The organism is Frankia torreyi (genome assembly GCF_000948395.1).
Lineage (GTDB): Bacteria > Actinomycetota > Actinomycetes > Frankiales > Frankiaceae > Frankia > Frankia torreyi.
Map to the genome: position 1 here is coordinate 52994 of NZ_JYFN01000033.1, position 26485 is coordinate 79478.

Annotated in this window: 22 protein-coding genes and 4 pseudogenes; 14 read left to right on the top strand and 12 right to left on the bottom strand. The window is 73.1% G+C overall.

What is annotated here, in order from left to right:
* Positions 1–10: 10 nt before the first annotated feature.
* The 4 genes and pseudogenes from FF36_RS19615 to FF36_RS19625 all read right to left on the bottom strand — a co-directional run bounded on the left by FF36_RS19615 (position 11) and on the right by FF36_RS19625 (position 4786).
* A complete protein-coding gene (locus FF36_RS19615; protein ID WP_082122059.1) occupies positions 11–2053 on the bottom strand; it encodes a hybrid sensor histidine kinase/response regulator in 2043 nt (680 codons plus the stop codon).
* An 83-nt stretch (positions 2054–2136) separates the two neighbouring features.
* The coding region (locus tag FF36_RS40970; protein ID WP_422615100.1) for an FAD-dependent oxidoreductase at positions 2137–3464 on the bottom strand (1328 nt) is incomplete at its 5' end.
* 9 nt (positions 3465–3473) lie between these two features.
* Positions 3474–3612, bottom strand: a pseudogene (locus FF36_RS40975) (FAD-dependent oxidoreductase); the annotation flags it as partial.
* Between the two features lie 64 nt (positions 3613–3676).
* On the bottom strand, positions 3677–4786 hold the full coding sequence (locus tag FF36_RS19625; RefSeq protein ID WP_044886574.1) for a phosphatase PAP2 family protein: 1110 nt from the start codon (positions 4784–4786) through the stop codon (positions 3677–3679).
* A gap of 533 nt (positions 4787–5319) precedes the next feature.
* Between FF36_RS19625 and FF36_RS19630 the strand changes: the two genes are divergently transcribed.
* Complete coding sequence (locus tag FF36_RS19630) at positions 5320–6078, top strand: SDR family oxidoreductase (protein ID WP_044886575.1); 759 nt, start codon at positions 5320–5322, stop codon at positions 6076–6078.
* A 25-nt stretch (positions 6079–6103) separates the two neighbouring features.
* Here FF36_RS19630 and FF36_RS19635 read toward each other — a convergent pair whose 3' ends face one another.
* Positions 6104–6433, bottom strand: coding sequence for a hypothetical protein (locus tag FF36_RS19635; protein WP_242419218.1), 330 nt, complete (start codon positions 6431–6433; stop codon positions 6104–6106).
* Between the two features lie 600 nt (positions 6434–7033).
* Here FF36_RS19635 and FF36_RS19640 point away from each other — a divergent pair.
* Complete coding sequence (locus tag FF36_RS19640) at positions 7034–7795, top strand: SDR family NAD(P)-dependent oxidoreductase (protein WP_044886602.1); 762 nt, start codon at positions 7034–7036, stop codon at positions 7793–7795.
* Positions 7796–8046: 251 nt separating this feature from the next.
* On the opposite strand, the gene FF36_RS19645 is transcribed toward FF36_RS19640, so the two are convergent.
* Together FF36_RS19645 and FF36_RS19650 are read right to left on the bottom strand one after the other, a co-directional pair.
* Positions 8047–8961 carry a TIGR03854 family LLM class F420-dependent oxidoreductase gene (locus tag FF36_RS19645; RefSeq protein ID WP_044886577.1) on the bottom strand — a complete coding sequence of 305 codons (915 nt, stop codon included), beginning with the start codon at positions 8959–8961 and terminating at the stop codon, positions 8047–8049.
* Positions 8962–9168: 207 nt separating this feature from the next.
* On the bottom strand, positions 9169–10419 hold the full coding sequence (locus FF36_RS19650) for a thioesterase domain-containing protein (RefSeq protein ID WP_044886578.1): 1251 nt from the start codon (positions 10417–10419) through the stop codon (positions 9169–9171).
* Between the two features lie 251 nt (positions 10420–10670).
* Between FF36_RS19650 and FF36_RS40060 the strand changes: the two genes are divergently transcribed.
* The 6 genes from FF36_RS40060 (at position 10671) to FF36_RS19675 (ending at position 18932) form a co-directional block, all read left to right on the top strand.
* On the top strand, positions 10671–10805 hold the full coding sequence (locus FF36_RS40060; protein ID WP_277912953.1) for a hypothetical protein: 135 nt from the start codon (positions 10671–10673) through the stop codon (positions 10803–10805).
* Complete coding sequence (locus tag FF36_RS19655) at positions 10802–11317, top strand: hypothetical protein (protein WP_044886579.1); 516 nt, start codon at positions 10802–10804, stop codon at positions 11315–11317. Before FF36_RS40060 ends, FF36_RS19655 begins: the two co-directional genes overlap by 4 nt.
* Before the next feature lie 235 nt (positions 11318–11552).
* Positions 11553–13559: a hypothetical protein gene (locus FF36_RS19660; protein ID WP_044886580.1), complete on the top strand. Its 2007-nt coding sequence runs from the start codon at positions 11553–11555 to the stop codon at positions 13557–13559.
* 270 nt (positions 13560–13829) lie between these two features.
* On the top strand, positions 13830–14993 hold the full coding sequence (locus FF36_RS19665; protein WP_044886603.1) for a TAXI family TRAP transporter solute-binding subunit: 1164 nt from the start codon (positions 13830–13832) through the stop codon (positions 14991–14993).
* A 71-nt stretch (positions 14994–15064) separates the two neighbouring features.
* Positions 15065–16690: a serine/threonine-protein kinase gene (locus FF36_RS19670; protein WP_044886581.1), complete on the top strand. Its 1626-nt coding sequence runs from the start codon at positions 15065–15067 to the stop codon at positions 16688–16690.
* Between the two features lie 208 nt (positions 16691–16898).
* Positions 16899–18932: a serine/threonine-protein kinase gene (locus tag FF36_RS19675; RefSeq protein WP_044886582.1), complete on the top strand. Its 2034-nt coding sequence runs from the start codon at positions 16899–16901 to the stop codon at positions 18930–18932.
* Between the two features lie 18 nt (positions 18933–18950).
* On the opposite strand, the gene FF36_RS19680 is transcribed toward FF36_RS19675, so the two are convergent.
* Positions 18951–19919 carry a helix-turn-helix domain-containing protein gene (locus FF36_RS19680; RefSeq protein WP_044886583.1) on the bottom strand — a complete coding sequence of 323 codons (969 nt, stop codon included), beginning with the start codon at positions 19917–19919 and terminating at the stop codon, positions 18951–18953.
* A gap of 362 nt (positions 19920–20281) precedes the next feature.
* Between FF36_RS19680 and FF36_RS19685 the strand changes: the two genes are divergently transcribed.
* The 6 genes from FF36_RS19685 to FF36_RS19705 all read left to right on the top strand — a co-directional run bounded on the left by FF36_RS19685 (position 20282) and on the right by FF36_RS19705 (position 25054).
* Positions 20282–21202: a class I SAM-dependent methyltransferase gene (locus FF36_RS19685; protein ID WP_044886584.1), complete on the top strand. Its 921-nt coding sequence runs from the start codon at positions 20282–20284 to the stop codon at positions 21200–21202.
* 120 nt (positions 21203–21322) lie between these two features.
* A complete protein-coding gene (locus FF36_RS35520) occupies positions 21323–21466 on the top strand; it encodes a hypothetical protein (RefSeq protein ID WP_157734551.1) in 144 nt (47 codons plus the stop codon).
* Between the two features lie 400 nt (positions 21467–21866).
* Complete coding sequence (locus FF36_RS19690; RefSeq protein WP_236706516.1) at positions 21867–22349, top strand: OmpA family protein; 483 nt, start codon at positions 21867–21869, stop codon at positions 22347–22349.
* Positions 22346–23221 carry a hypothetical protein gene (locus FF36_RS19695; RefSeq protein WP_044886586.1) on the top strand — a complete coding sequence of 292 codons (876 nt, stop codon included), beginning with the start codon at positions 22346–22348 and terminating at the stop codon, positions 23219–23221. Before FF36_RS19690 ends, FF36_RS19695 begins: the two co-directional genes overlap by 4 nt.
* A gap of 205 nt (positions 23222–23426) precedes the next feature.
* On the top strand, positions 23427–23912 hold the full coding sequence (locus FF36_RS19700) for a hypothetical protein (protein ID WP_011601988.1): 486 nt from the start codon (positions 23427–23429) through the stop codon (positions 23910–23912).
* Positions 23913–23977: 65 nt separating this feature from the next.
* Positions 23978–25054: a hypothetical protein gene (locus tag FF36_RS19705; protein ID WP_044886587.1), complete on the top strand. Its 1077-nt coding sequence runs from the start codon at positions 23978–23980 to the stop codon at positions 25052–25054.
* 80 nt (positions 25055–25134) lie between these two features.
* Here the strand turns inward: FF36_RS19705 and FF36_RS38440 are convergent.
* The 4 genes and pseudogenes from FF36_RS38440 to FF36_RS38460 form a co-directional block, all read right to left on the bottom strand.
* A partial coding sequence (locus tag FF36_RS38440) for an HNH endonuclease signature motif containing protein (protein WP_242422638.1) occupies positions 25135–25446 on the bottom strand: 312 nt, incomplete at its 5' end.
* A gap of 36 nt (positions 25447–25482) precedes the next feature.
* Positions 25483–25545: pseudogene (locus FF36_RS38450) on the bottom strand (hypothetical protein); the annotation flags it as partial.
* 1 nt (position 25546) lies between these two features.
* Positions 25547–25679, bottom strand: a pseudogene (locus tag FF36_RS38455) (HNH nuclease); the annotation flags it as partial.
* 1 nt (position 25680) lies between these two features.
* A pseudogene (locus tag FF36_RS38460) lies at positions 25681–26484 on the bottom strand (DUF222 domain-containing protein); the annotation flags it as partial.
* Position 26485: the final 1 nt, after the last annotated feature.

Sequence of the window (26485 nt, forward strand, 5' to 3'; positions counted from 1 at the left end):
CCCGCCTCGATCAGTTCTCGACCGGGTTGTCGAGGACGTCCCGCACCTTCGCCAGCAGCATCTGCTCGGAGAACGGTTTGCCCAGCAGCGTCAGTCCCGGATCGAGGGTCCCGTTGTGCGCCAGCACCGGGTAGGCGTACCCGGACATGAACAGCACGCGGATGCCCGGCCGGTGCCGGCGGACGAGCGTGGCCACGGTCCGGCCGAGGACCTGCGGCATGACGACGTCGGTCAGCAGCAGATGGATCTCGGTGGGGTGACTCACGGCGAGTTCGACGGCGCGGTGCCCGTCGGCGGCGGTGATGACCTGGTAGCCGTTGCGGGCCAGCAGACGCCGGGTGACCTCGCGCATCGCCCGCTCGTCCTCGACGACGAGAATGGTCTCGCCGCCGGTGAGGATGGCCCCGTCGAAGATCGGTTCGGGAGTCGCGGCGACGCTGTCCACCGCCGGCAGCAGAATGCTCACCGTGGTCCCCAGGCCCACGTCGGAGAAGATCTCCGCGTGGCCACCGGCCTGGGTGATGATGCCGTACACGGTGGCCAGGCCGAGGCCGGAGCCCTCCCCCTTGCGCTTGGTGGTGAAGAACGGTTCGAAGGCGCGGCTGACCGTCTCCGGGGCCATGCCGCTGCCGCTGTCGCTGATGCGCAGGTTGACGTGCCGGCCGGCCTTCAGGCCGGGCCGGTCGCCGGCGATGTCCTCGTGGACGAGGATGTTCGAGGTGTCGATCGTGAGCTTGCCGCCGCCGGGCATCGCGTCGCGCGCGTTGACGGCCAGGTTGACCAGCACCTGTTCGAGCTGACCGGCGTCGGCGAAGACCGGCCAGGGATCGGCGGCCGGCAGGGTGATCAGCTCGACGTGTTCACCGAGGGTGCGCCGCAGCATCTCCTCGATGTCCCACACGACGTCGTTGAGGTTGAGCACCCGCGGTTGGACGACCTCCCGGCGGCCGAAGGCGAGGAGCTGGTGGGTGAGCTGAGTGGCCCGTTCGGCGGCCCGCTGGACCTGTTCGATGTCGCGGCGGGCCGCCTCCCACTGGCCGCCGTCGCGTTCGGCCGCCGTCGCCACCACCTCGCCGACGAAGGCGGTGTAGTTGATGATCACACCAAGCAGGTTGTTGAAATCGTGCGCGACGCCGCCGGCGAGCTGGCCGAGGCTCTCCAGCCGCTGCGACTGATGGAGCTGGGCCTCGATCCGCTTGCGTTCGGCCTGCGCGCGCAGGCGTTCCCGCTCCGCCTGCGCCTCCAGCCGGTCGGTCACGTCCCGGATCGCCGCCGAGACGAGCAGGCCGTCCTCGGTCTCCAGGGCGGACAGCGAGATCTCCGCCGGGAACTCACTGCCGTCGCGGCGGCGGGCGGCGAGCTGCATCTGGGCGCCCATCGGCCGCGGCCGCGGATCGTGGAAGTAGCGTTCGCGGTGCTGCGGATGGCGACTCCGGCCGGCCTCCGGCACGAGGATCTCCACCGACTGGCCGTGCAGCTCGTCGCGGCTGTAGCCGAACAGGCGCTCGGCCTGGGCGTTGACCAGCGCGATCCGGCCGTCGGACAGGACGGCGACGATGGCGTCCGGCGCCGAGTCCAGCAGGCCGCGAAACTTGGCCTCCGTCCGTTTGCGGTCGGTGACGTCCCGGACCGCTGCCGTGATGAGGAGCCCGTCCTCGCTCTCGATGGCCGACAGGGAGATCTCCGCCGGGAACTCGCTGCCGTCGCGGCGACGGCCGGCGAGCTCCATCCCCGCGCCCATCGGCCGCGGCTGCGGGTCGTGCAGGTAGGAATCGCGGTGGTGCGGGTGGAGGCGGCGGCCGGACTCGGGGATCAGGATCTCGACGGGCTCGCCGTGCAGTTCCTCTCGGGTGTAGCCGAACAGGCGCTCGGCCTGGGCGTTGACCAGCGCGATCCGGCCATCCGCCCGGACGCCCACGATCGCGTCCGGCGCGGCGTCCAGCAGGCCGCGGGCCAGGGAACTCGTGTTCTCATCCAGGTGAACCACCCCACGGGGTGAACATCGTGCTACAGACGGACAGATCGTAGCGCCGACGCCGGATTTCATCATCACCCACGCGGGTAGACCTCGGGCCGGTTTACACCAAAGGTGCAGCTAGACCGCTTTGGTGAGGGGGAGCGGTCGAGGGCCGGCCGTCATCGTTTCCGGGCGACGGCGGCGTAGACGCCCGCGTCGGCGTCGCTGGCCTCGGTCCATCTGCTGGCGCTGTCCGCGGAGGGGTCGGGACGGGCGACGCCGAGATCGGCCAGGACGGCCTCGGCGGCGCGCCGGCCGGAGTACAGGGCGCCCTGGATCGAGCTGGTGTCCCGATGGTCGCCGCACACGTAGACGCCGGACGGGGTGCGCACCGGCCGGCGCAGCACGCGCGGGCTGGTCATGTCGGGCAGCGCCCGCGCCACCGGGTAGGTGGCCAGCAGCGTCCACCCGGCGGTGTCGGCGCCGTAGAGGGCACCGAGGTGGGCACGCACGGCCCGTTCGCTGCCGGACGGCGCCGAGGCCGGCGCGGCCGCCGCGCTCGGGTCGGTCAGGTCGAGCGGACCCGTCGCCCGCAACGGGTCGGTGAGGTCGAGTGGACCGGGCGGCACCGCGGCGGCCGGGGCGTCCTCGGGCACGCCCAGCACCGAGGCGGCGATCAGCGCGGACCCCGGCGGCGCGTACGAGGGCGCCACCTCACTGAGAACCACCGTGTTGATCACCGGTCCGGTCCGGGACGAGCGCGCCGGGCGCCGGGCGTCGACGGCCCCCTCGACGACGAGCGCGCCGCGGCGCAGCGGCGGTTCGTCCGCCCGGAAGTAGTAGGTGGTCACGCCGTGCCAGGCCGGTTCGGCGATCCCCGGCACCAGCCGGGCGGCGGTGGTGCCGTCGGTGGCGACGATCACCGCCCTGGCCCGCAGCGACTCCCCGTCGCGGGAACGCACTCCGCCGCGGGTGACGATGTCGGCGGGGCAGTTCAGCCGCACCGTGCCCGGCCGCAGCCGGGCCGCGAGCTGGCGGGGCAGCGCAGCCATGCCCTCGGCCGGCAGCACCGGCGCCTGGCTGGCGAAGCTGCGCCAGACGAGGTGGAAGAACCGGGCCGAGGTCGCGAGATCCTCCTCCAGGAAGATGCCGCGCAGCAGCGGCGCGAGCACCCCGTCGATCGCGTGGGCGGACAGACCGCGGGCCCGCAGATCCTCTCGGGTGCTGCGCTCGGGTCCCGCGACCAGCGTCGACGGCGGCCGCAGGCGGTCGCGCGCCGTGAGGGCCGCCAGCCGGGCCAGGTCCGCAGCCCGCAGTGCCCGGCCCGGGATCAGGCCCGCGAGCGCGTCCGCGCCGCCGATCGGATCGCCGAGCACCACCGACCGGACGCCGTCACGCAGCACCAGCCCGCGCAGGAACGGCCGCGGGCGCAGCGCCGGCAGGTCGATCTGACGCCGGACCTCGGGGTAGGAGGGCAGCAGCACCTGAAAGCCGCGGTCCAGGCGGANCCCGTCCNCCTCGTCGGTGCGGACGCGCCCGCCGACATCGTCGGCCGCCTCCCAGACCACCACGCCGAGACCCTGGTCGGCGAGCAGCGTGGCGGCCGAAAGCCCGGCGAGCCCCGCTCCCACGATCGCCACATCGGCCGTCTGCATGGCCACCACCCCGTGTCCGTGCGCCCGCGGTCGCGGTTGCTCCCGCCGCTCTACGTACCCCTGGCTACGGCCCTATCCCGCCGCCGGACTCCGGACGCGGTACCGGCACAGCCACCGGCACAGCCCCCGCCTCCGGCGACGATGCCGGCTGGTTCGGCGGCACGTCCGATGCCATCACGGTCGATGCCGGCACGGTCGACGCCGGCACGGTCGACGCCGGCACGTCCGATCCCGGTGCCGGTGCCGGGATCCGCAGGGGTGTCTCGTGCCGGTTCAGCCCGCGCCGGGCCCACCTGCGGTTGGCCTGGTCGAGCACGACGATCGAGAGCACCACCAGCGAGGAGCCCACGATGCCGTCGAGCCAGTAGTGGTTGGCGGTGACGACCACGACCATGATGGTGAGGATCGGGTGCAGCACCATCAGCCACCGGGCGCGGTGGTGCAGGATCGTGATGACCGCCCAGGCCTCGAGCAACGACCACCCGACGTGCAGGCTTGGCATCGCCGCGTACTCGTTGGCGATCCCGCCGCTGCCCTCCCCGTAGGGAGAGGGGCCGTAGACCGCGCCGGTGTCGACGAGCGGCACGTGCAGCACCGACGGCAGGAAGCGGGGCGGCGCCAACGGGTACAACAGATGGATGATCAGCGCCAGGCCCGTGGTCATGATCAGAACGTTGCGGATGCGCGTCCAGTGCCGACGATGCCGGATGAACACCCACAGCAATAGTATGATGACCGACGGGAAGTGGACGAGGATGTAGAACCAGTCCGCGGCCCGGATCAGCAGGTGCGAGTGCAGCGCCAGCCGCTGGACGGCGACCTCGCTGGGCAGGTGCAGGAATCGTTCGAGCCGCCAGACGTCCTTCGCGGCGGCCAGCGCCGCCGGTTCCCGGCCGCTGGCCAGGTGGCGGCTGAAGCTGTATGTCCCGTAGAGCACGGCGATGAGCAGGAGCTGGCTGACGGCGTACGCCACCGCCCCGGCCACCCGGCGCGCCCGGGCGAGCGACCCCGCCGACGGGGCGGCGCCCGGGCCGATCCCGCCAAGCTGATCGGGCGGCGCGCTGGAGGTTCGCGGCAGCGGGCAGCCCAGCGTCCCCAGTCCGTGCCGGACCAGGGGCGAGCTCACCGCCGCGCGGCGGCCATCGGCCGAGTCCGTGGATGGGGCCCAGCTCATCGGTGTTCCTCCCAACGTCTCGCGGCCACCACGACGCGCCACGCCGATCGATCCGCGGTGGATGGTGGGCCCAACCCCCGGCCGCACCGGTCCCGCCACCCGCACGAGACCGACAACCATCGCGAACCGCCTGGTATGCCCTGGACCTACGGGCAGACCATCAGCCGACGCGAGCCCACCGGTCACCGTGTCGATGACGACTGTGCTCCTCCGAACCGCCGTCACGCCACGCGATATGCGCTGTCAGACATCCGCCACATGAACGGTCGAGCCACGACAGAGACGGTCGCGTCACGACACCGACGCACCTGAGGGACGCATCGGAGGGAGGCACTGTGACGGCTCCACCGCGATTTGACACTGTCAGCGTCGGATGTTCAACGCTCGGCCACAGTAGTGGTAGCTCCTCTGGCCGCCGGGGGGACTACCGGACCACGACACTTCGGACATCCCCACCGCTTCGCCGGGCGGCGCGCAGGCGGCCTGGGGCCTGGAGCCTGTAAGTCATTCGACAAGCACGAGGAGTGATGGTTATGTCGGAGCCGCGTACGCGCGGAGTGGCAGTCGTCACGGGTGGTGGCCGTGGGATCGGCGCGGCCTGCTCGGTCGCGCTCGCCCGGCTCGGCTGGGACGTCTGCGTGGGCTACCGGAGCGACTCCGCCGCCGCCGACCGGGTGGTGCGGGCGTGCCGGGAGCGCGGCGTCACCGCCGCGGCGGCCGCCGCCGACCTCGCGCACCCCACCGCCGTCACCGACCTGTTCGCCGCCGCGGACCGGCTCGGCCCGGTGACGGTTCTGGTCAACAACGCGGGGGTGGTCGCCCCCGCGGCCAGGATCGACGAGATGGACCACGCGCGGCTGCACATGATGTTCACCGTCAACGTCACCGCCGCCTTCCTGTGCGCGGGGGCCGCAGTGCGCCGGATGTCGACGCGCCACGGCGGGCCGGGCGGCTCGATCGTGAACGTCTCCTCCGCGGCCGCGCGACTCGGCAGCCCGGGGACGTACGTCGACTACGCGGCGAGCAAGGGAGCCCTCGACACGATGACGCTGGGGCTCGCCCAGGAGGTCGCCACGGAGGGCATCAGGGTGAACGGCGTTCGCCCGGGATACATCGACACCGAGATCCACGCCTCGGGCGGGGATCCGGATCGGGCGCGGCGGCTGGGCGCGACCGTGCCACTGGGCCGGCCGGGCCGGGCCGAGGAGGTGGCGGCCGCGGTGGCCTGGCTCTGCACGGCGCAGGCGTCCTACGTGACCGGGGCCGTGCTGGACGTGAGCGGTGGACGGTGACCGGGCCGCCGGCACCGCGGTGGGCTCAGCGGGCGCGCTCGGGGCGCAGGATCACCATCGCGTCGGGGTGGCGGCGGGTGTAACGCACGGCGGCCCGGCGGGGGGAGCCGGTGGCCCACTGGACGCTCCAGTCGACGCCGACGAGGTCGAGCAGCGAACGCAGCCGGCGTTCGAGCTCCTCGCGGGTCTCCTCCTCGGCGATCCGAGCGGCGCACATGACAGTCTCGACGCCGAAGGCGCAGTACACCCCCGCGGTCCACCTTGCCCAGCGGGACCAGCGATCCATCGTCGCGATGAGCACGAGATGGGCGTCGAGCCGCGCGGCGAGGTCAGCGGCCAGCAATACATCAGCCATATCCGACACATCCCCGAAGCGAACGCCGACCACCACATGACGTTCGGTCCGAACCCGGGGAGTGACTTCCGTTCGCTCTGCCCGTTCCACGTTTCCTCCCGCGAGGCTTTCCCCAGCGTCGTCGATCGACTGTCGGTGTGAACGGGATTGTCTCGCTTCACGGCCTGCGATGTAGGGGTAACCGACTCATCGTCAGTACCCCCTCTACCCGCAGATCATCTGTTCCGGATCGCGTTTGGGCGCGATGCCGGCAGCCCCGGCGGGGTAATACCGCCAGATGCCGGATCCGCACCGCCCGTCAGCCGCTCACCGTTCCCGGTTGATTGTGGCGGGCGAGACCGGAAAGGGGAAGACCTTGGCGGTACCGATGGGCCCTGGAGTGCTCCCACCAGTGGGCCGAACCGACCGGCCGTGACCCAGGAGACGCAGGCGATCACCTCCGGTACTCCCGGCGCGTCGATGGGCCTCACCTGCGACGCTTCCACCATGGCGAGACCGGGTCCGCCGGCGGTTCGCGGCGGGTCCGCACCGGCGGCCCACGGGTCGCGTGACGACCGCCGCCGGCACGACGGTGGCACCCTCGGCGCGAAGGAGCAGCAGATGTCGGTGTTGGACCGGTTCCGGCTGGACGGTCGGGTCGCGATCGTCACCGGGGCGTCCTCCGGTCTCGGGGTGGACTTTGCCCGCGGCCTCGCCGAGGCCGGCGCGGACGTGGTCCTCGGCGCCCGGCGGGTCGAGCGGCTCGAGGACACCGCGAAGCTGGTGGAGGCGGCCGGCCGGCGGGCCCTCGCCGTCGCCGCCGACGTGGCCGACCCGGCCAGCGCCGAGCGGATCACGGCGGCTGCGATGGAGGCCTTCGGCCGGGTGGACGTCCTGGTCAACAACGCCGGGATCGGGACGGCCGTGCCGGCCCTGAAGGAGACGCCCGAACAGTTCCGCTCCGTCCTGGACGTCAACCTCAGCGGCTGCTACTGGATGGCGCAGGCCGCCGCCCGAGTGATGCGGCCGGGCAGCAGCATCGTCAACATCTCCAGCGTGCTGGGCCTGACGACCGCCGGGCTGCCGCAGGCCGCCTACACGGCCAGCAAGGCCGGGCTGTTCGGGCTCACCCGGGATCTGGCCCAGCAGTGGACCGGCCGCCAGGGCATCCGGGTGAATGCGCTCGCCCCCGGCTTCTTCCGCAGCGAGATGACGGACGAGTACCAGCCCGGCTACGTCGAGACGCAGTTGACGCGGGTCCTGGACGGTCGCTTCGGGGAGCCGGCGGAACTGACCGCCGCGCTGCTCTTCCTGGCCTCGGACGCCGGCAGTTTTGTCACCGGGCAGACGCTCGTGGTGGACGGCGGTTTCAGCATCACGTGATGCGCCGCGGCGAGGAGCGCGTCCGTCAAACCATCCGTGTACCGCCGATCGGAGTCCGGATCGGTAACCGCCAACCGGGCCAGGAGCCGTCCGGGTTGTCCGGCAAGCCCGGATCGTCCGTAGGCAAGGTTCTCCGGGTCATCGTCATCCCGGACGGCCTCGCGTTCTTGACACGGAGTCCGTTCTCCGGACTGAGTCGCGTTTTCCGGATGGCGTCGCGGTTCCGGATGGCGTCGCGGTTCCGGATGGCGTCAGTTCTCAAGTGGCATCAGTTCGGCCGCGAAGGAATCGAGGAAGCTCGGCCAGCCGTCCGGCGTCGTCATCGGGTGGACGACGAACTTGCTCACCCCGGCGGCGAGGTACTCGCCGATCAGCTCTCGCGCCGCGGCCCACCCGACCGGCATGAGCCGCGCCGGATCGACATCGGGGTAGCGCCCCCGCAGCGCCGCCAGCGAGTCGGCGGCCGGCGGCGCGAAGGCGACGCGCAGGCTCAGCCCGAAGTGGTCGTCGTCGATCCGCCGGCCGGCCGCCGCAGCGGCCGCGTTGATCTCGGCGATGCCGGCCGCCGCCTGCTCGGGGCTGACCATGCTCGCCAGCCAGCCGTCGCCGAAGCGGCCGATCCGACGCAGGGCGGCCGGGGCCGCGCCGCCGAGCCAGATGTCCAGCGGTCGGGTGGGCAGCTCCCCGATACCGACGTCGGTGAAGTCGAAGAACTCGCCGTGGAAGGTCACCCGCGGCTCGCGCAGCAGCCGGCGCAGGACATCCAGGGCCTCGTCGAACACCTCGCCTCGGCGGCCCGCCGTCGGCGCGGCCTGGGCCCCGGTCCGCCCCGGGGGAAGCGGGTAGGCGGGCCGGTCGGCCGGCCGGCCCGGGGCGAGGCCGAGCACCGGCAGCACCCGACGCGGGGCGAGCAGCGCCAGCGACGCCAGCTGCTTGGCGAGCAGCACCGGATTGCGACCCGGCAGCACCGCCACCCCGGTACCGATCTTCAGCCGGCTGGTGCGGCCCAGGGCGAAGGCCATCCCGGCGAGCGGGTCCACGGCGGGCGTGGAGAGCTGCTCGGACAGCCACAGCGAGTCGATCTCGAGCTTCTCGAGCCGGTCCACCAGGGCCGCGAACCCGGCCGGCGCGACGCTGCCGAAGCCAATGCCGATCCGGACCTTCATCGGTTCTCCATCCCGGCCCGGGATCCGTCGACGCCCGAGCCCTCGCCCCATAGTGGGCGCTGAACGAGCGACGTGGGTCACCTTTGCGGGCGCGGGTCACCGCCGCGGGCACTGCGCGGGCCCCGAGTCCGCCCGACGATGGGCGCCCGGCGGCACCGAGCGGTCACGGTCCCGCTGCCCGCACGCTTCGTGTCGGACAGCAGGCGCTCAGCGAGCGGCGGTGTCGATGCCCGGCACGGCGGCGAGATCCGCGCGCAGACCGGCGACCACCTCGGTGATCAGGGGCTGGCGCAGGACCGCCCGGTGGTCACCGAGGATGCGTCGGATCGATGCGGGACCGGTGAGTACCCCGCGCCAGGCCTCGATCTCGTCGTGGTCGTCGGCGAGCCAGACGACCGTGCGCCCCTCATAGGTATGCGGGCGGTAGGCCATCGTGAGGATGCGGCCCTGGTTGTGGAAGATGTCGTAGCGGTGCGTCCCGCGGAAGCGGACGACCCCGGCGAGCGGGAGCTCGACGAGCTGCCGCAGCCGGTCGGCCACCACCCGCGGGCTCAGCGCGGGGCCGTCGTCGGCGGCGAGCGGCCCGGGGCCGGCCGAGCTCGGGATGTCGGCCTGCCGGTCCGGATGCCGGCCCTCCAACTGGCTTGTCGGGATGATCGCGCCGGTGCGGGTCAGCCGGGCGGTGCCCGGCAGGTAGGTGTCGATCAACGCCAGCAGGCCGACCTCGTGGCCCGCCCGCCGCAGCAGCCGGGCGACCTCGAGCGCGATCAGGCCGCCGAACGAGTGCCCCACCAGCAGATACGGGCCGACCGGCTGCAGCAGCCGGAGCTCGGCCACATGCCGGCGGGCCGCGGCCGCCACCGACCAGTCCGGGATGCCGCGCTGTTCGAGAGCGTGCGCCTGCAGGCCGTAAACGCGGCGTTCGGCGGCGAAGTGCCGGGCGAACGGCAGCAGGGCGATGGCGGGTGCGCCGGCCTCGGGGAAGCAGAACAGCGGGGTGCCGGGCGCGGCGGCGGTCAGTGACACCACGGTGGGATGGCGGTCCGCCTCGCCCTGCTGGGCGGCCCAGACGGCGGCGAACCCGGCCGGCGTACGGGCCGCCACGATCTCCGACACGTCCAGCGCCACCCCGAACTCGTCGCGCAGGATCGCCGCGAGCTCGCCCGCGGCCGCCTCCCCGCCCGGGGTGCCCACGACGTCCTCGTGCGGGCCGGTGGCGGCGACCCCGAGCACGCGGGCCCACAGCAGCGTCGCGGCCATCTCGTACGGGCCGTCCCCCGCCGGGTCGGCGGCCGGGACGGGGCCGGTGGACCGTGCGGACGCCGGGACGTCCCCAGAAGCCGGGACGACCTCGGAAGCCGGGACGTCCACGAGCGCCGTGCCGACATCGGCGCGGTCCGGACTCGGTGACGAGGAATCGGGCAGCCGATCGGCCGCGGACGTGCCCAGCAACGACATCACCCCACAGGACTATGCGAAGGCCACATTGAACACCAATGCCGGACTAGCCCGACACACCCGTCGGTGCCGTCCGGTGCGGCGGCGTTCCCTGCGCCGCGCCACCGTGCGCGACCGGCCTCCGCGACCCCCGCGACCAGCAGGCGACCCGGTCCCGGGCGGTCAGGCCGGCCCCCGCGCCGCGGTGCGGCGGGCCGCCCGGTCCCGAGTTGCCATTGACGCCAGCGGGCCTCGGCGTTCACCGTGGAGACGTGGGTGATGTGGGCAAACCCGAACGGATCGTCGAGGACGAGCCGATCAGCTTCCCTGATGCCGAGCCGTTGACGATCCCGGCCGTCCCGGCCGCCCCCGCGCCGGAACCAGAACCGGAGCCGGTGCCCGGGTGAGCCTGCTCGGCTGGCGCCAGTGGGCGGTGGACGGCCAGGGGCAGCTACGCCCGGCCTGGACGCCGTGGTCGCCGTTCCCTCCGGGCATGCTGCTGTGGCGGGCCGACGGCATCACGCAGGCGCGCTGTCTGCGAACGAAGCGGCTCGACTCAACCACCGCCAGCGAACCTTGGCCGGGGCACGACCGGGTGCCGGACGAGCACCGGGTGCCGGACGAGCACTGCCTGTGCGGCCTGTACGCCTGGCGCACCCCGGAGATCCTCGCCGCGGCGCGCCGGCCTCGTTGGACCGCGCTGCCCTGCGTGGTCGGCGTGGTCCGGTTGGGCGGGCGGATCATCATCGGCGAGCGGGGTTACCGCGCGGAACGCGGCTATCCCGTCGCCGTGCTCGACCGCCACGGCGTCGTGTCCACCGGCTACGCCATCGCGAGATATCGCACTTTTTCCGCCCTCGTCGCCGAGTGGACGCCATCCGGGCCCGAGGCGACGGGCATCGATCGAATCGCCGGATGAATCCGGCCAAATAACGCGCCACCGCGGCCGATGTGCCGCCAGCCGGTCGGGACGCTCCCAGGAACGGGTATCTCCTGCGGGACCACTCCCACCAACGCCGGTCACACTGCGCACCTAATCCAGTGCGTTTTGCTCCTAATGGAGGTAGCCGGGGCGGATATCGTCGGCAACGTCACGCATCCCGACGAGTGCGGGCAGCACGTCGGGCCGCGGGGCACGCGAGGGGGGGACCGTCGTGACCAGCTCCGAGATCAGCAGTACCGGAACCCCGCGAAGGGGAGCTCCGAAGACCAGCAGCCCGCGGACCGCGGCTGCCGGCGCGTATCCGATGGTCACGCCCGCCGGGCAGCGGCAACTCTCCACAGCGGACGCCCGCGACCGGGGGCGGCTGGTGCCGCTCGCGGTGGCGCTCGGCTACCTGATCCTGTCCGTCTGGATCTTCCGCGCGAGTTGGCGACATCTCGGGGAGGTCACCTACGGCGGCAATGACGCCTACCTGTTCTCGTGGTTCCTCGGTTGGACGCCGCATGCGTTCGGCAGCGGGCTCGACCCGTTCCTGACCCACCGCATCAACTCCCCCGCCGGCGCGAACATCCTCTGGAGCACGCCGGTGCTGCTGCTCGGCCTGCTCGCGGCGCCGATCACCCTGCTCGGCGGTCCCGTGACCACGCTGACGGTGCTGCTCACGCTCGCCCCCGTGGTCAGCGGCCTCGCCCTGTTCTGGGTGCTGCGCCGCTGGGTCCGCGACGGCCCCGCCGCCCTCGCCGGCCTGCTCTACGGTTTCGGGCCGTACCTGATCGGCAGCTCCTACGGCCACCTGCACCTGGCGTTCGCCCCGTTCCCGCCGCTGGTGCTGCTGCTGCTTGACGACCTGGTCGTCCGCGGCCGCAGCCCGCGGCGCACGGGGATCCTGCTGGGGCTCGCGGCGGCCGCCCAGGCCCTCATCGGCGAGGAGATCCTCGCGACCTCGGCGCTGACGGCGGCGGTCGGGCTCGTGGTCCTCACCGTCCGCAACCGTGCGGTGGCCCGCGAGCGGCTGGGCCCCGTGCTGCGCGGTCTCGCGACGGCCGCGCTGGTGGCCGCCGCCCTGCTCGCCTGGCCACTGGGCGTGCAGTTCTTCGGCGGGCAGCGGGTCCATGGCTCGATCCAACCGTCCGGCATCGCCGTGACCGACCTGTGGAGCTTCGTCACGCCGACGCCGCTGCAGGAGATCGCCCCGGACCTCGCCCTGCGGCACAGCCTGCGCTTCACCGGCAACGCCGTCGAGGTGGGCGGCTACCTGGGGATTCCCCTGATCCTGCTGGCGCTGGCCGCGGCGGTCCGCGCGCGCCGCCACCCGCTCGTCGGCGTCCTCGCCCCCGTCGGTCTGGTGATGGCGGTCCTCTCGCTGGGCGATCACCTGCACGTCGATGGCCGCGCCACGGCGATCCCGCTGCCCTGGCTGGTGCTCGAACGGGTGCCCGTGCTCCACAACGCCCTGCCCTCACGGTTCGCGCTGTACGTGATGATGTGCGCGGCCGCCCTGACGGCCGTCGGCCTGGACCAGATGGCCGAGCGGGGCCGGCGCGCCACCGACGCGGCGGGTGTCCCGCCGGTGGACGGCACGTTCCCGGACCTGTACAGCCCCATCGCCGGTCGCGGTCGGCATCAGGCGGCCGGCCGGCTGGGGCAGGCCGGCGGATCGAGGCCGGCCGAGAAGGCGGGGCAGGCCGGGAGGGCGGCTGGATGGCGCGTCCGGCTCGCCCGATCGGGCACCGCCCTGGTGACCGCCGGGGCGCTGGCCACGCTCGTGCCCGCCCCGTTGCTCACCACGCCGGCCCATACTCCCGCGTTCTTCACCGGCGACGGGGTGCGGCAGATACCGGCGGACGCCACCGCCCTCGTCGTCCCCTACCCGCATCCCCAGCAGGCGCAGGCGATGCTGTGGCAGGCCGAGGCGGACTTCCGCTTCGTCATGCCCGGCTGCTACTGCACCGTGCCGGGGCCGACCGGCCGGGCCTCGTTCCACGGCCCCGGCGACGCCCTGACCTCCGCCCTCATCGACATCGACAACGGCACGACGACGGCGGCGGCCGTCTCCGGATCGCCCCAGGTCCGCGATGCGTACGAGCGGCTGTCCCCGGACGCGGTCGTGCTGGGACCGGCCCGCCAGCCGGCCGAGCTGCGTGCGCTGCTGGGCAGCCTCGTCGGCCACCCGCCACGGCACGTCGGCGGGGTCGACCTGTGGTTGCCCGCGGGGTGACCTGCCGCGGGCACCACCCGCACCGGCGCCCCGCACCGACGCCACCCGCGCCGATGTCGACCGCGCCGATGTCGACCGCGCCGATGTCGCCCAGCGGACAAGCCGAGCCGCCGGGAAGAATCGCCGCCCGGAAGGTTTTGGCGAGAAGCTGACCGAAGGACGGACAATCGCGCCGCCCGGCCGGGAACCTGCGACGACGATTCCTCTACGATTTCCGCATTCCGCGACCACGGTTGTCGGCGGCCAACAGTCCAGAGCGGAGGACGCGTGGTGTCGACGGAGCAACCGGCGGGCCATCGGCCGGAACGGCTGACCCGACGCCAACGCGGCGCCGCGGGCAGCGTCGTCGTGCTCGCCGTCGCCGTCGCCGCCGTCCTCGCCGCGACATCCGCGCGTTCCTCGGCGGTGGACAGCTGGCCGCCCGCCGGCCACTCTGCATGCAGATCCGTGCAGATCTTCACCGGCAGCGTCGGTTCCCCGTACAACCAGTTTGCCCGGGTGCTCCGTGCCCGGCTGGCGGCGGCGCCGGAACACTTCGACGTGGACGTGGTGGAGACGGCCGGTTCGACGGAAAACATCTACGACCTGGAATCCCCCGAGCCGCCCCGCTGCGGGCTGGCCATCGCCCAGCTCAACACCACCGTGGACGCCACCGAGGGGGTGAACCAGTTCGACCCGACCCGCGGCGGTCACCCGGTGGCGGGCCTGCGCACCCTGGGGCCGGTGCACCGGGACCTGCTGCACGTGATCGTCCGGGACCGCCCGCTCGGCCCCGACGACCGGCGGGTCGACCAACTGGCCGACCTGTGCCACCGGACCATCGCGGCGGGCCGGCCGGGCTCGGGCGTCCGCCAGATCGGCGACGTCCTGCTGCGGGTCGGGTTGCCCGACTGCCACCCCGACCTCGACGACTCGTCCATCGACGACGCACTGCGGCGGCTGTCGGGGGGCACGGTGGACGCGGTCATCTGGGCCGGCGGCGCGGGCACCCGACAGATCAGGACCGCCATCGCCGCCGGTGCCCGGCTGCGCCTGCTCGATCTTTCCGAGTTCCGGGCCCCGATCACGAAGGACTGGAACACGTTCTACGGCAACCGGCAGCACTTCTACGCCGGCGAGGTGTTCGGCGCCGGCAGCCTGGGCCCCACGGACTACGCGGGGATCCGCCAGATCCAGACCGTCACGATTCCCAACGGCCTGATCGCCCGCACCGACACCGACCCGGCGCTGGTCCGCCGGGCGACCGCCGAGCTGTACCGGGACCAGGGCGACTACGAGGCGGCGCTCTGGGGCACCAACCCCACGCACCGGCGTATCCCGGATGCCCTGTCCATTTACGAAGGGCCACTTTTCTGCTATATACCGCTGCATCCGGCAGCCGCGGAATACTACCTTAGGGAATTCCGGCGGGTACCGAGCTGCGGGACGACCTGACGTGACCGGAACCCGCAAAAGCATGGTGCCCGAAGGCGGGACCGCCGGAGACTGGGGCTAGAGGACACACCGTGCTGAGACCACTGACCGACACCGACCCCCGGATGATGGGGCCGTACCGCCTGCACAACCGCATCGGCGCCGGCGGCATGGGCGTCGTCTACCTCGGGTTCGCGGACGAGGATCGGCCGGTCGCGGTGAAGGTGCCGCACGAGGCGTACGCCAGCGATCCGGAGTTCCGCGCGCGGTTCCGCTCGGAGGTCACGGCCGCGCGGCACGTCCAGGCCAGCACCGTCGCCAGGGTGATCAACGCCGAGGTGGAGGGCTCGCGTCCCTGGCTGGCGACGGAGTACGTGCCGGGCCCGACGCTGCACGCCGCCGTGCTGGAGCACGGCCCGCTCGTCGACCGGCATCTCGACAACCTCACGATCGGGCTCGCTGCCGCCCTGGAGGCCATCCACGACGCCGGGGTGGTGCACCGCGACCTGAAACCGGCGAACATCGTCATGTCCTGGGCCGGACCGAAGGTCATCGACTTCGGTGTCGCCCGCTCGGCCGAGTACACCGGCTACACCCAGGCCGGCGAGCTGGTCGGCACGATCGCGTGGATGTCCCCCGAGCAGCTCGACGGGCAGACCGCGAGCCCCGCCGCGGACATCTTCGCGTGGGCCTGCTGCGTGGTGTTCGCCGCGACCGGGCGTCGCCCGTTCCGCGGCGAGACCCAGGAGATCGTCGCGCTGCGGATCGGGGCGGCCGACCCGGATCTCGACGGCACCCCCGATCGGTTGCTCGACGCGGTATCCCGCTGCCTGGCGAAGGATCCCGCGCAGCGCCCCCCGGCCGGCGAGCTCGTCCGGTTGCTCACCCGCCGGCTCTCCCGGCCCGCGACCGCCGACCACGGAACGCCGACCACTCCCTCGCCGACCACTCCGCCGACGCCCGACCCGCCGACGCCCGATCCCCGGACGCCCGACTCGCCGACGCCCGGCCCCCCGACACCCGGCCCGCGAGGCGCCGAGGACCGCGGCGCGGATCACGACGAGACCCGGTTGGCGCAACCCGGGCCGCCGCCAACCCCACCACCCACCCCGCCGCCACCCATCCCGTTGCCACCACCGGCCCCCTCGCCGGCCCCCGTCCGATCCCCCGCCGCCAACCAGGCGGGCGGTGATCTTCCCGTCCGGCCGGCCGCGCCCACGGTGGTCCGGCTGCCGGCCGTGCCGAGCGGGATGCTGGTCGCGCTGCTCGCCGCCGGCGGGCTCGTCGGCGCGTTCGGGATCTGGGCGGCGGGTACCGCCCGGGCGGGCCACGCGGTCTTCGGCCCCGCGGCGGCCACCGTTACCGGGGCGATCTGCGCCCAGATGCTGTTCCTGAGCAACCGGGCGATCGGTGCCGCGGTCACGGTCCTGGCCGCCGTCGCCGGGTCCGGCGGTGGGGTGCTGCTGGCCCGAGCCCTGGATGTCGACGAGCCCGGCCGGGTGCTGCTGTCCGTAGCGGTTGCCCTGGTCGTGGCTGCGGCCGGCGCGTTCGCCATGCTGCCGCCCCGGCCGGCCACCACCGGCGCCCGGCCGGGGGTGGCCGCAAACCCTGCCGCCGCGGGTCCGGCGCCCGACCCGAGGGCGTCGGGGCAGGACCCGAGGGCGTCGGGGCAGGACACCGACGACGCCGGGCGCTCCCTGCTGCGCCCGGCGCCCTGACCGGCGGCGACCGGCCGGGACGGGCGCTGGGGACGGTCGCCGCCGGCGGCGACCGCGCCGCGGGTGACCAACACCATGGCGACACGATGAAGACGCAGATCAGCATGGGCATGCCGATCGGCGCAAGGCGGCGGTCCGGCGCCGGTCGTGATATTTCGGTTCACCTGGGAAGCTGGCCTGCGACAATGAACGAAGCCAAGGGGGTGTCGTGGCTGCCGTTCCGGTAGGCAACCGCGTGGTGGCGGGCCGATACCGACTCGTCGCGCGTCTGGGTGCGGGTGCGATGGGGACAGTCTGGCGCGCCTTCGATTCCGTCCTGGAAACCGAGGCGGCGCTCAAGGAGATCGAGTTCGCCGGCGGCGTCGCGGGCGCCGAGCGGGCGGACCGGGTCGAGCGGGCGTTGCGCGAGGCGCGGCACGCCGCCAAGCTGCGCGGCCACCCCCACGTCGTCACGATCCTCGATGTCGTCCTCGAACACGGCCTGCCCTGGATCGTGATGGAGCTCGTGCCGTCCCGGTCCCTGTTCGAGGTCGTGCGCGACGACGGCCCGTTGCCCACCGCCGAGGTCGCCCGGATCGGGATCGCGATGCTCGACGCGCTCGTCGCCGCCCGCGATCACGGCATCGTCCACCGCGACGTCAAGCCGTCCAACGTGCTGATCGGGACGGACGGCCGGGTCGTGCTCACCGACTTCGGCATCGCCACCGGCGACGGCGATCCAACGCTCACGGTCACCGGCGTGCTGGGAACCCCCCTTTACATGGCCCCGGAACGGCTCGACAACCGGCCGGCGACCTTCGAGGCGGACCTGTTCAGCCTCGGGGGCACGCTGTACTACGCCGTGGAGGGGCACCCGCCGTTCGAGCGGGACAGCTTCGGCGCGATGCTGGCCGCCATCCTGCTTCACCCGCCCGCCCCGACTCGGCGGGCCGGCGCCCTCGGCCCGGTGCTCGACGGCCTGCTGGCGAAGGACCCCGCCCAGCGGCCGACTCCGGCCCGGGCCCGGGAACTGCTCGAGCAGGCCGCCCGCTCCTGGCCGCAGCCCGGGGTGAGCGGCGGGGACGCCCTGTCCTGGCACCTGCGGTATTCCGTGCCGCCCGGCGGGAACGGCGACGCGCCGGGCCGGTTCACCGGTTCGCTGCCGGAGGTCTCCGCGGCTCCCGGCTCGCTCCGCGCCGCAAACCCCACCAGCGCGGGCGGGCCGGGCGGCGGTCTCGACGACTGCGACGAGGCGACGCGGGTGGCGGGCCGCACCAGCCACCAGCCGCCCCCCGACCTGCCGCCGACGCGGTTCCCCGAGCCACCGGATGCCACCCCCGGTGCCGAGCCGGCGATGGCGGATCGCCCGGCGGCACCGGCGGAGCTCACCGCGGTGGAGCAGGACGGCGCGGTGCTGCTGCGCTGGGCGCCGTCGGTCACCCCGGGGGCGTCCTACCGGGTGTCACGGGTGCTGGCGGACCCGTCCGCGCCCAACGGCCGCCGCGAACGCAGCCTGGGCATCACCACCGGCACCGAGCTGTTCGACGCCGGGGCACCCAGAGGCGTCCCGCACTGGCACGAGGTGGTCGCGATGGTCGGCGGCGCCTCGGGCCGACTGCGCTCGACGCCGGTCCGCACGCCGACCCGCACGCTGCTGCCGCCGGTCACCGCGCTGCGGGCCAGCATGACCAATGACGCGGTCGCGCTGTCCTGGCGGCCCATGCCGGAACGCGACGAGGTGATGATCGAGCGGACGTTCGCCGAGACCTCGCCGCTGTCGGGGGCGAAGCGCCGCTTCCGCGGCGCCGGCGGCTACTTCCTCGACGAGGACACCGCGCCCGGCGCGATCTACCGCTACCGGGTCTGGGCGGCCGGGCCGGACGGCTCGGATGCGCTGGCCCCCTCCGGGGTGGCTGAAGTGGTGGTCCGGGTCGTCGCCCGCCCGCGGCCAGTGCTGGACCTGGAGGCGCGCGCCACGCTCGGCGGGACCGTGCTGGGGTGGACGACCGTGCCCGGCGCCATCGTCCGGATCTACGCGACGGAGGCTCCCGAGCAGGCCGGACTGGCCGGAACCGGCCCGTTCGGACCAGCCGACCACGAGGTCGGCGTGGGCTCGCTGGAGGGCCGGGCCCGCTTGGTCGGAGAAAGCCGCCGCGGACGCCTCGTCGACCGGCAGGCGATCGGCACGGTCGTCTACACGCCGATCACGATCGCCGAGGACCGGGCCGTGATCGGCGCGGCGGTCAGTCACCGCGAGGTCTGACCGCCACCGAGGCCGACGTCAGTCAGGCGGGCGGCCGCCGGTCAGCGCCGTGAGCCGGGTCGTCGCGAACAGCAGTCGGTCGACCATGGCCGCGCGCCGGGCCGTGTCCAGGGTCTGGGCGGCAACCAGGCCGAGGGCCACGGTGACTCGACCGTCCCGGCCGAACACGGGCGCGCAGATCTCCCCCACGGGCCACGACTTCGCCTCGTCCGGGTCCAGGACCTCGTAGTCCCGCTCGGCGAGGGTCCGCAGCAGCTCGTCCCGCTCCCGGCGCGGGCCCGGGTCGGTCGGCGCGTCCGCGACCTGGTCGACCACGTCGCGCAGCCGCCAGCGCAACGCGTCGTCCGCCGTCACCGAGTAGCCCCGTTCCCGCACCACATCGATTACCCGCCGATGCCGGCACGCCGGCTCCCCCGCCCGGGTGGGGTCCACCGGCGCGACGTTCACCGGCGCGACGTTCACCGAGGCGGTGTCCGTGCACGCGGCGGGGGCGCAGGTGGGGCCTGCGGCGGCGAGCCAGGCGTCGACGGCGGCAGGGGGCGCCCAGGCCAGGTGCACGGCGCCGACCGGCGGGCGTAACGGCAGCGTCTGGCCGACCCGCATGGACAGCCCGAACAGGGTGGAGCGGGGGACACGGGCCAGGACGAGCAGGTTGCCGGCGAAGGTCGTGGTCGCGAACGTCTCGAGGTCGAGGTCCGCGGTCAGTGACTCCAGCTCCGCACGGGCCAGCCGCGCCAGCCGCGCCCGGTCCCCGTCGGCGGCGGCGACCGCCAGCGCCGAGGGGCCCAGGGCGTACGTGCGGTGCCCGTCGTCGCGGTGGACGAACCCCTGCTCGACCAGGGCGAGCAGCATCGCCTGGCAGGTGCTCTTGTCCATGCCGACGGCCCGGGCCAGCTCCGAGAGCGAGTAACCGGACTCGCCGTGGCCGCCGAGGAAACTCAGCAGGCGGCCGACCCGGACGGCGGACCCGGACGGCTTCACCGCCACCGTGCCGACCTCACCACCGCGACGCCGGCAGCCACGGCCACCCCACCCGTACGCGCCCCACCCGTACGCGCCCGACCCACAGCCACCCCGCCTACAGCCTTTCCGCCAGCCTCTCCGCCCACCGCCATCGTTCCGACCTCGACCGTTCCGACCTCGGCCGCTCCGACCTCGACCGCCACCAGCGGACCTCCCCATCGTCAGTGATGTTGCGGGATGACCGGGATCATCCCCCGACCGTGCCAGTCGGGCCAGCCACCGCGGGGCGTCCGGGCGCACGCGGGCCGCCCCGCGGCGGGGGGTCACGCCGGTGGCGGCCGCCCCGGCGGGCGCCACCGCGCGGCCGGATGCCAGCATGAACCACCGTGGGCAGTCCAGAAAACGACGCCGCGACCAGCGGCACGATCGACAGCGCAGACATGATCGACAGCGCAGACACGAACAACAGCGTGGGCACGATCGACGGCACCGGCGGCGGTGAGCAGCCACCCGCCTACGGATACCTCGACATAGATCCCGAGACAGCCCGGCGGGCCAGCCGCATCTACTGGGACGACGCGGCCGCGGACTACCAGGCCGAACACGGCGCCTTCCTCGGTGACAGCGACTTCTGCTGGAGCCCCGAGGGGCTGCGCGAGTCCGAGCTCCGGCTGCTCGGGGACGTGGCCGGCCGCACCGTCCTGGAGGTCGGTTGCGGCGGCGCCCAGTGCGCGCGGTGGCTGCGGCGCCAGGGTGCCCGGGTGGTCGGCTTCGACCTGTCCGGCGGCCAGCTCGCCCAGGCCCGCACCTACGCGGCCCGCACCGGCATCGAGGTGGCGCTGGTCCAGGCCGACGCGGTCGCGCTCCCGTTCGCGGACGAGAGCGTCGACGTGGCCTGCTCGGCGTTCGGCGCGGTCCCGTTCGTGGCCGACAGCGGGGCGGTGATGCGGGAGGTCGCCCGGGTCCTGCGACCCGGCGGGCGCTGGGTGTTCTCGACGACCCATCCGTTCGTGTGGTGCCTGCCGGACGATCCGGACGAAAACGGGCTGCGGGTATTCCACAGCTACTTCGACCGGCGCGCCTACACCGAGCACGACGAGCAGGGCCAGGCGATTTACACGGAGACGCATCGCACGATCGGCGACCGGGTCCGTGAGATCGTCGCGGCCGGGCTGATCCTGCACGACATCATCGAGCCGGAATGGCCGGCCGGCCAGGAGCGAACCTGGGGGCAGTGGGGGCCGGTGCGCGGCGGGTACGTGCCCTCGACCTCCATCTTCGTCACGAGCCGGCCGCCGGCCCGCTAGTTTTCGCCACCCGGCAGGTGTGAGGGCATCGATGCCGGGCAAACCCTCCCCAGGCGTCACCGGATAGGCCGGAAATGACACGAAGACCGGCCCGGAAACCGACGAAAGGGAGGCATCACTATGAAGATTCTGCGTCGCATGCGGCACGAGGTTCGGCACGACGTCAATCAGGCGGACCGTTCCGCCGCCCGCGGGCTGCGCCGCCTACGCCGCCGGCGCAGCCGGACCGCCTCCACCACCACGACCACCGGCACCCGCTACTGATCGGCATCCCCTGCTGATCGGCACTCTCTGCTGATCGGCACTCCCTGCCGATCGCAGTAGCGGCGACGAACCCGGGCGACCCCGGGGTTCTGGGCGGGCGCCCGCCCAGAACCCCGGGGTCGTCTGCTGTCTGAAGGTCTCCCACCGGCGAACCGCCGCAGCCGGCGAACACGAACGGCGGTCGGCTCGGATGCGGCGAGCGAGGAACGCTCCGCTCAACGCGACGCCGCTTTGTCCCACGGTGCACACAACGCCCTAGGGCGCGGGGAGGTACCCCGATCGCCCCCGTTATGGTGAGCCCCGCATTCGCCGTTGGGGGCAGACCGTGTATCACGCTCACTCCGCACCCGGAGATGCCACGTTCAGGCGCGGCATTCCGGGGGTTCGCGCGTGCACGGGGGTGGCGCTCGCGCTGGCGCTGGTCGGCCTCGCGGCCGGGTGCTCCGCCAGCGACACCGTCTCGTTCACCCCTGCGCCGCACGCGACGCGGGTCGCGCCCACCGTCGAGGCCGACCCGTTGCCGCCGCTGAGCAAGTTCATCACCCAGCCGGATGGCAGCCAGGTGACGACGGTCAGCGCCGACTACCTGTTCGACTCGAACAGCAGCGAGCTGCGGGGGGAGGCGATGACCGCGTTGCAGCAGGTCCTGCCGGCGATCCGGGAGCATCCCGGCCCCATCTCGGTGATCGGCTACAGCGACGGGCTGGGGCGGACCGAGGACAACCAGAAGCTGTCGCTGGAACGGGCGAAGTCCGTCGAGGCGTGGCTGGCGACGCAGAACATCCCCAGCTCCGTGCTGGATGTCGAGGGCAGGGGCGAACAAGGCGCGCAGGACGGCGTCGCCGACGCGAGCCGACGCCGAGTGGAGATCGTGCTTCGATGACGTGCGACGTTTCCGCCGGTCCGCCGGTGACCCCGGGCGCGGCCGGGACGGGTGAAGCCGCAGCCCGGCCCCGGGGCCGAAGCCGGCGTCTGCGCGGCCGGCTGGCCGGGCTGGTGGCGGCGGCCATGCTGGCGACGCCGATGCTCGCCGCCTGCGACGGCGGCCTGCTCGGCACGTCCAAGGCGGACGGCCCGCTCGACTGCTCCAAGTACCAGGAGTCCACGCCCGCGGCCGGCGCACCGCTGCTGCTGGTACTGCTCGACGTGACCGACAACTCGGCCGCTACCGCGCAGCGCGTCGCGACCCGGGTCCAGCCCTACCTCGACACAGCACTGAAGAACGGCGCCTACATCCGGCTCGTCGCCAGCGGCGGCACGGCTATGACGTACTCGGACTGCTTCCACGGCGATCGGATGTTCCAGATCAAACGGAACAACAACCGGCGCGAGGAGAAGGACCGGGTCGCCGCCGCCAAGGCCCTCGGCACGGAGATCGACCACGTCGTCCAGACCGAGCGGGTCAGCGCGAAGGGCAGCGCCACAGGTCTGCTCGCCGGCATCAACGACGAGCTCAACACCGTCCGATCCACACCCGACGTAAAAGTCACCGATGTGACCGTCCTCGTCTGGAGCGACCTGCTCGGCACCGGTCAGGACTCCGACTGCCTCAACGTCGACGGCAAGAAGGCGTCCGCGCCCATCGCCGAGGCGCTGGTAAAACGGTGCTTCGAAACCCAGCAGATCACCGCGGTGGGCAACGACAAGGTCCGGTTCCTCGGGGTCAACGAGGGCGCGGCGGATCGGCCGCAGCAGGATCTCGCCCGTTACCTCAAGGGCGAGCTGTGTCGACGGATCAGCAGTGACTGCAGCTAGCTCCACCATCCCGACCATCCAGACTGACCCGACCATCCCGACCGACCCGCCCGTCCCAGCCGCTCGTCCGTCCGCGCCCGTCGCGGCAGCCCCCGAGCTCCCGGAGCACCCCGTCCGCAACCACCGCGGCACACACCACGCCGATCCATCCGAACCGCTGCTGGCCACGACGGCGCCGGTGGAACTCAAGCCGAGGAGACGACCGATGGGCGTTCTGCACGAGCCCGAGGACCAGCACTTCAGCCCGGCGCTGATGCGCTCGACGGTTGTGATCACCGGTTGCCTGGTCATGCTCGCGGTGCTGGAGATCTGGGTCTGGCTGACTCTGTCGTCCCCGTTCGCGAAGGTCTCCGTCACCGGATCAATGATCGTGACGGCGCTCAGCTTCTTCATCACCGGCAACACCTTCCGGCTGCGCGACATCCGGCGCCGGGTGGGCAACCGTGCTCGGGCCGGCCGGATCGCCCCGATCGACGCGCTGTCCACCCTGCCGCCGCGGGAGACGATCGCCCGCCGCTTCATGCTCGGCGCCGTCGGCGCCGTGGTCGGCGTCGGCACCCTCGTGCTGACCATGGTCTTCTCCGGTGACGAACAGCAGGGGGCGCGCGAGGCCATGGTCGCCTCGGTGCTCGGCATCGTCTGCGCCATGCTCTGCTTCGTCGGCGGCACCTTCGCTCGCCCCATTGACTGACCGCTCATCCCCATTGACTAAACCGCCCATCGGGACCGACATCGGAAAAGTAGGAGCCTGAAACGGTGCTGCGCAGGGGAAACCAGCCAGGGCGTCTGGCCAAGCAGCTCATCCGCCGGGTGGGAGACGCCGACATCGCGCTGGCGGGTGCGGAGACCCGCCCCAAGGTCCTCAAGAGCCTGGAGGACGCGGAGGTCCAGGAGGTCCGGGCCGCCGTCCGGGCCGACGGCCGGACCCTTGAGGAGCTGATCGCCGAGCTCCGGATGGAGATTGACTCTCGGGCCGAGCGCCGCGAGCGGCGAACCGAGCTGATCAAGAACAAGGTCGAGCAGGGCCGGTTGTGGCGCAGCGTCGGGGTGCAGGAGCGCATCCCGCAGATGGCGTTGGCGGGGCCGGCCCGCACGGTCGTCCTGACGTTGCTCGCGGCGCTGGACTTCTACGTGTTCGCACAGTCCTACGCGGTGCTCGCCGACGTCGGCGGCTACGGCCCGGAATGGTGGCTCGGCGGCCTGCTCGGCGTCGCCGTCTTCATCGCCGGGGTGGCGCTCGCGCACGGGATCAAGGCGTCCATCCTCGCCCGCGCCCAGAAGCAGATGCTCGCCGATGCCGACGCCGGCCGCTTCAAGATCGATCTGGACATCCGCGAGCAGCTCGTCGAGTCGAAGTCGTCCCCGCTGGCGCTGAGCCTGACTACGGCGATCTTCCTGCTGCTGTCGATCGCCGGGGTGCTCGTGCGCACGCAGGGCACGGCCGGCACGAGCACCGGCGGCGCGGTGATCCTGTTCCAGGCGCTGATCCCGCTGGTCGCCGTGGCGGTCGAGCTGTACCTGCACGACCCGACGGAACGCGACGAGCCGATGCCGAACATCGTCGACCGGCGGCTGGAGCGGCGCCTGGCCAAGGCCGAGCGCCGACTACGCATCGTCGCCGCCCAGGTCGAGGCGAAGGTGTCGCAGATCGAGAAGCTCTACCGGGTCGAGGAGGCCATCCTCGACGTCGAGCAGAAGGACATGGGCCTGCGCCACACCACCGACCTGGTGCTCGGCGGCGGCCACATCCCGACCGTGCCGACGAACGGGCGGGTCGCCGAGGTGGATCGCGACCAGCTGGAGAAGACCATCAAGATGGCCCGCCGGTCCTAGCCGGCCTCACCTCCCAGGATCACGGTGACCGGGTGGCCTTCCGAGCCTTCGACCAACCGCCTGGGCGGCCGGACCGCCGGTCAGGTGACGCTGGCGAGAAGGTCGGGTGGGTGGGTGTAGGGGTTGCGGCGTGGGCGTTGCGCCGGGTCGATGCGCCAGGGTGGGATGTAGGCGGGGTGTCCGTCGTCGGTGAAGAGGATGGTCCAGCCGTCGTGGTGGACCTGGCGGTGGTGGTGGCCGCAGAGCAGGACGAGGTTGTGCAGGGCGGTGACCCCGCCGTGTGTCCAGTGGATGACGTGGTGTGCTTCGCACCAGGAGGGTGGGCGGTCGCAGCCGGGGAAGGTGCAGCCTCGGTCGCGGGCGGCGAGGGCGCGGCGTAGGTGTGGGGGGACNACGCGGGTTGATCGTCCGATGTCGAGGGGGACGCNGGCGGGGTCGAGGATGATGCGGCTGATTTCGGCGTCGCAGGACAGTCGGGTGAGGGTGCTGTGNGGGAGCGGAAGCCCCCAGCTGGTCAGGGCGGGGTTGGTACCGCTGGCGAGCAGGGTGTTCCCGTCGATGGTGACGGTCAGGTGTGGGCGTACGCCGCCGCTGGCGGGGACGGCCGCGGCGCTCAGCGCGCGGGNGATCAGGTCGAGGAGGGCGTCGGCGCGGCGGCGGGCGGGGCTGCGCCGGTCGGGGGTGGCGTCGTTGGCGGGCTGGGGGGCGGCGAGGCTGTCCAGGGCGGTGCGTAGCAGGGCGGCGCCTTCGGCGTCGAGTTCCCCGTTGATCAGGGTGGTGCCGGTCGGGGTGTCGGTGAGGGTGAGCCGGCGGATGTCCGCCGGGTCCGGGCTCGGTTTCTCCCGGCCGCCGAGGCCACCGCTGCCACCGCCGGTGCCGGCGTTGCCGGCGTTGCCGGTCGTGCTGCTGCCGGCGTCGGTCTTGCCGGTGCCGCTGCGGGGGTTGGGGTGTTCGCCGGTGTGGCTGTCGGTGTGGGGGTCGTCGCCGCCGGGGGAGGTGTCGATGGTGGTCAACGTTTCGCGGAGGCGGGCGGCGAGTTTCACCAGGTGGTAGGGGTCGAACTGGTCGGCGAAGCGCAGCAGTGCCTGTTCGGCGGCGGCCCGCTGCTCGCCGGTGACGTCGGTGGGCAGGGTGCGTATCGCGTCGCAGATGACCACCGCCTGCTCCACGGTGATCGTTCCCTCGGCCAGGGCCGTGCCGGTGGCGGTGCACATGGTGGTGGTGTCGTGGGCGAGGGTGACCTGCCGGCGGGCGTCGCGGGTGGTCAGTCGCAGCCGGTCCCGTAGCCAGCCGGCGAGATCGGTGGCGCCGTGGCGGACGGCGAACCCACGGTCCTGGGCTTCCACGAACAGCAGGCCCCGCGCCGCGGCGACCCGGCCGGTCAGCCGGCACATCCCCTCGATCAGTCCTGCCAGTTCCCCGTCCGACAGC

What these genes read in the sequence shown, in the direction of transcription:
- FF36_RS35520 (WP_157734551.1), top strand. Translation starts at nt 21,323, where the DNA reads ATGAAGATTCTGCGTCGCATGCGGCACGAGGTTCGGCACGACGTCAAT.
- FF36_RS19695 (WP_044886586.1), top strand. Translation starts at nt 22,346, where the DNA reads ATGACGTGCGACGTTTCCGCCGGTCCGCCGGTGACCCCGGGCGCGGCC.
- FF36_RS19625 (WP_044886574.1), bottom strand. Translation starts at nt 4,786, where the DNA reads ATGAGCTGGGCCCCATCCACGGACTCGGCCGATGGCCGCCGCGCGGCG.
- FF36_RS19645 (WP_044886577.1), bottom strand. Translation starts at nt 8,961, where the DNA reads ATGAAGGTCCGGATCGGCATTGGCTTCGGCAGCGTCGCGCCGGCCGGG.
- FF36_RS19635 (WP_242419218.1), bottom strand. Translation starts at nt 6,433, where the DNA reads ATGGCTGATGTATTGCTGGCCGCTGACCTCGCCGCGCGGCTCGACGCC.
- FF36_RS19640 (WP_044886602.1), top strand. Translation starts at nt 7,034, where the DNA reads ATGTCGGTGTTGGACCGGTTCCGGCTGGACGGTCGGGTCGCGATCGTC.
- FF36_RS19700 (WP_011601988.1), top strand. Translation starts at nt 23,427, where the DNA reads ATGGGCGTTCTGCACGAGCCCGAGGACCAGCACTTCAGCCCGGCGCTG.
- FF36_RS19650 (WP_044886578.1), bottom strand. Translation starts at nt 10,419, where the DNA reads ATGTCGTTGCTGGGCACGTCCGCGGCCGATCGGCTGCCCGATTCCTCG.
- FF36_RS19630 (WP_044886575.1), top strand. Translation starts at nt 5,320, where the DNA reads ATGTCGGAGCCGCGTACGCGCGGAGTGGCAGTCGTCACGGGTGGTGGC.